The sequence below is a fragment of the Thermogutta sp. genome (assembly GCF_014359955.1).
In the GTDB taxonomy this organism is placed as follows: domain Bacteria; phylum Planctomycetota; class Planctomycetia; order Pirellulales; family Thermoguttaceae; genus Thermogutta.
In genome coordinates, this window is sequence record NZ_JACIYL010000447.1 from 1 (window position 1) to 3,700 (window position 3,700).

Here is a 3,700-nt window from a genome sequence, read left to right on the forward strand (position 1 = left end):
GTCCTACGGCCGGTATGGAAACGTGATTGTCGTGGCCAGCAAAAAGCGGCAAAATCTACCACGCGAAGAATTGATAAAACGGGCAGAGCAGCTTCAAGCCGAGAAAAAATTCTCCTTCTTTCTTCCCGAAGTGGCGCAACTCGGGACTTCGGGCGGCGATTACGTCCGACAGGGCCCGATTCTCACCGACGATTACGCTCCCACCGATGTGCTCCGAAGCATTCCCCAGGATTGACCAGCTCGTTTTCAGCCCGCTGGTATTGCGGTGCCGGGCAACGTTGGTATGTGCCCCCACGCAGTATTGAAAAGTGCGATGGCTGCTGGGGGCGTCACGACCTTCCGTTCACTGCCCGTTCCCACGCCCCAAATGACCTCCATTGGATCCCGCAGAACGCTTTGGGCCACAGCACCATCTTCATGCCCCAATGGCCCGCGCTTCCTGCCATCGGAGAAGTCCCGGCGGCTGCTCGCCACGCTCCACCGCGGTGATATTTTCAAGGGTCATTCGGGCAATGGCCTGCATAGCGTTATATGTAAAAAACGCCTGATGTCCCGTGATGATGACGTTGGGGAAGGTCAGCATCCGCATGAACACATCGTCCTGGATGACCTGGTTGGAAAGGTCTTCGAAGAAGAGATCCGCTTCTTCTTCGTACACATCCAGTCCCAGGGCTCCGATCTTTCCCGATTTGAGCGCCCGGATAACAGCCTGACTGTCCACGAGGGCTCCGCGACTTGTATTGATGAGGATAACTCCCCGCTTCATCAGGGCCAGCGTTTCCTCATTGATGAGGTGGTACGTCGCCGGCACCAGGGGACAGTGGAGGGTGATGATGTCGCTTTTACGGAAAAGTTCATCGTACCCCACGTATTGCACGCCAACCGAAACCAGCTCTTCGTCCGGCTTCAGATCAAACGCGCAGACCGAACATTCAAAAGCCAGTAACCGCTTGGCCACCAGGCGACCGATTTTTCCTGTTCCGATGACCCCGGCCGTCTTTCCCGCCAGGTCGATGCCTAAAAGACCATCCAGCGCGAAGTTCCCTTCTCGCACCCGGTTGTAAGATTTGTGAAGCTTCCTCGCCAGGGCCAGGATGAGGGCCATCGTGTGCTCCGCCACGGCCTGCGGAGAATAGGCGGGAACCCGGCTCACGATAAATCCCAATTCTTCGGCCACCTGAAGATCGACGTTATTGTAACCGGCACAGCGGAGGGCGATATGTTTCGTGCCGTGGCGCTGCAGATGGAGCAGCACACGTGCATTCACCTCATCGTTGACGAAGACGCACACCGTGGGAAAGCCGTTGGCAAGGGAAACCGTTTGACTGGTCAGTCGGGGTTCCAGAAAAACCAGTTCATGGCCAAAGGAGCGATTCGCCGCTTCCAAAAACTCCTTATCGTAGGGCTTGGTGCTGAACACAGCAACTTTCATTGAGGACCTCCCTGAGAATCAAGAGCCAACCCAATTATTATTGGCATGTGACAAGGGCCGTCCACTGGCAAAAGTGTCCACGAATCTCCGAGGCAAACCAATTTTGCAGCCTTGCCCGATCCTCGGGCTTCCCATCGTGGACCTGCGCTCGGAAAGAAGAACGCCTGACTCCCCCGCCCGCAAAGTCCGGAGGTTATGTCCGCCCGCCCGTAGCACCCGCGAACGAAGCTCGCACAAGGTTGCCGGCATTTGCCCCAGCATTTGCCGTCGAGTGGCCCGAAAGATGACTCCTGCCTGCCAGGGCGCACCAGAAAGGGGAAGGCTTCATGAATAGAACATCCTTTTTGGCTTGCGAAAGTGCATATGATTGAAAGATCGAAGGGCAGCGAACTGAGCGGCACACCACGGGCCATGGAGTGACTTGGCGATTACCAGACAAAAGCGGTGTCAGCGAGATGTCTCAGCGGAATTTCCTCACGGCTTTACCGGTTTACAACGAAGTCCGCCACATTGGAGATGTTCTCCAGACGGTGGCCGGGTTTTCCTCGAATATTCTGGTGGTGGATGATGGATCGACGGATGGAACAGCGGAAGTTTTGAAGAATTTTCCGAATGTGAGGGTGATTCGGCATCCTGAAAATCGGGGTTATGGGGCAGCCCTGCGGACGGCGTTCACTTACGCCATGGACCAGGGCTACGAGGTCCTGGTCACAATCGACTGCGACGGCCAGCACGAGCCGCACCGCATTCCGGAGTTTGTGGCGGCATGCACTCCCGAGGTGGATGTGGTGTCCGGCAGCCGGTACCTGAAGAAATTTCCCGGCGATTCTGAGCCTCCCCCCGATCGACGACGGATCAATGAGGTGATCACTGCCGAGCTGAATCGACGGCTGGGGCTCCATTTGACTGACGCCTTCTGCGGATTCAAGGCCTATCGCACAGAGGCCCTCCGCAAGTTAGATTTAACCGAAAACGGGTATGCGATGCCGATCGAGTTCTGGGTGCAGGCCGTCAAACACGGGTTGCGTATTATTGAAATACCGGTTCCCCTGATCTATCTGGAGGAGGAACGGGCATTCGGAGGGGCGCTGGATCAGGCGGAAACCCGTCTGGCTGTCTATCGGGCAGTGCTGGAACGCAGCCTGCAGCGGGCGGGACTGGCTGATTTCTCCAGGACGTCACTCATTTAGCGTGTTCAGGTGGCTGAGCATTTCGCAATAGCGCGCTCACTCCCGGCAAGCCCGGCATTGGAACCACCGCTGCTGTTTGTTTGGAAATGTTGGCAACGATGAGCCTCACAATGGACAAATCGCCTCACGCGAAACTCCGTGCTCCCACGGAGGACGGCGGGATTTTGCTCTGGCCAGAGTCTGCCCACTGGGGATCGCTGGCCGAAGCAAACCGCTTTGCTCTGACCAGAAACTCGGCACGCGTGTTTGGCTTTTCGTTGTACGAACTTGCAGTGCGGGCCCGACAGGAGATGCTGACGGCGGCCCGCCGCTGGACCGGGAGATACCGATCGGTTGAATTCCCCGACATCCCGACCGCAAAGGGCTTGCCCCCTATCTACATGACGGGCCATCAGCCCGAGCTTTTTCACCCCGGCGTATGGCTGAAGAATGCCGTACTCCACGGCGCGGCGCAGACCGGTCCAGCGATCGCCATCCACATGATCGTGGATGGTGACGTGCTCAAAGGCCTTGCCCTCCCGGTGCCGTCGGGGGTGCCCGAGCAACCGACAGTGGCTTACGTGCCTCTGGATGAAGGTCCCTGCGGATGGCCCTATGAGGAAAGGCCCGTTGTGAGCAGGGAAGTTTTTACCGCGTTTGACCTGGCTGTGTGCCGCGAGATACGCGGTCTGGTCCCGAATCCCCTTATCGGCAGGTTCTGGTCGCTCGTTAGGGAAAGTCTCGAAGTGAGTCCGCGATTGGCCCATGCCATCGCTATTGGAAGACATCGCCAGGAATCGCTGTGGGGATGGCAAACGCTGGAAGTCCCCCAAAGCTGGCTGTGCCGGTTGCCGAGCTTCCTGATTCTGGCGGCACATATCTGGTTGGAAGCCCCGCGATTTCTCGCTCTCCACAATCGGGCCGTGGACGCTTACAGGCGAGCCCATCGGTTGCGGTCCCGATCCCATCCGTTCCCGCATTTGATCGAGGCTGACGGTTGGAATGAAGTACCTTTTTGGACATGGTCGTTGGAATCGCCTCGCGGAGACCGCGCGCATCCGCTCGATGTACTCGTCCTTGTGGGCCTCGAAATAGCCGG

Annotated in this window: 3 protein-coding genes and 1 pseudogene; 3 read left to right on the plus strand and 1 reads right to left on the minus strand. The window is 57.8% G+C overall.

The genetic code is table 11. From position 1 onward, the window contains the following. Nucleotides 1-235, plus strand: a 235-nt coding sequence (locus H5U08_RS12800) for a hypothetical protein (protein WP_297033677.1), incomplete at its 5' end; no start/stop codon positions are given. A 180-nt stretch (nucleotides 236-415) separates the two neighbouring features. Here H5U08_RS12800 and H5U08_RS12805 read toward each other — a convergent pair. Continuing rightward, nucleotides 416-1,432 (minus strand): 2-hydroxyacid dehydrogenase, encoded by a 1,017-nt coding sequence (locus tag H5U08_RS12805; RefSeq protein WP_297033679.1) that lies wholly within the window; start codon nucleotides 1,430-1,432, stop codon nucleotides 416-418. 455 nt (nucleotides 1,433-1,887) lie between these two features. On the opposite strand from H5U08_RS12805, the gene H5U08_RS12810 reads away from it, so the two are divergent. Further along, entirely contained in the window at nucleotides 1,888-2,622 is a 735-nt protein-coding gene (locus tag H5U08_RS12810; RefSeq protein ID WP_297033680.1) for a glycosyltransferase family 2 protein, read from the plus strand. Nucleotides 2,623-2,720: 98 nt separating this feature from the next. Then, a pseudogene (locus H5U08_RS12815) lies at nucleotides 2,721-3,700 on the plus strand (hypothetical protein); the annotation flags it as partial.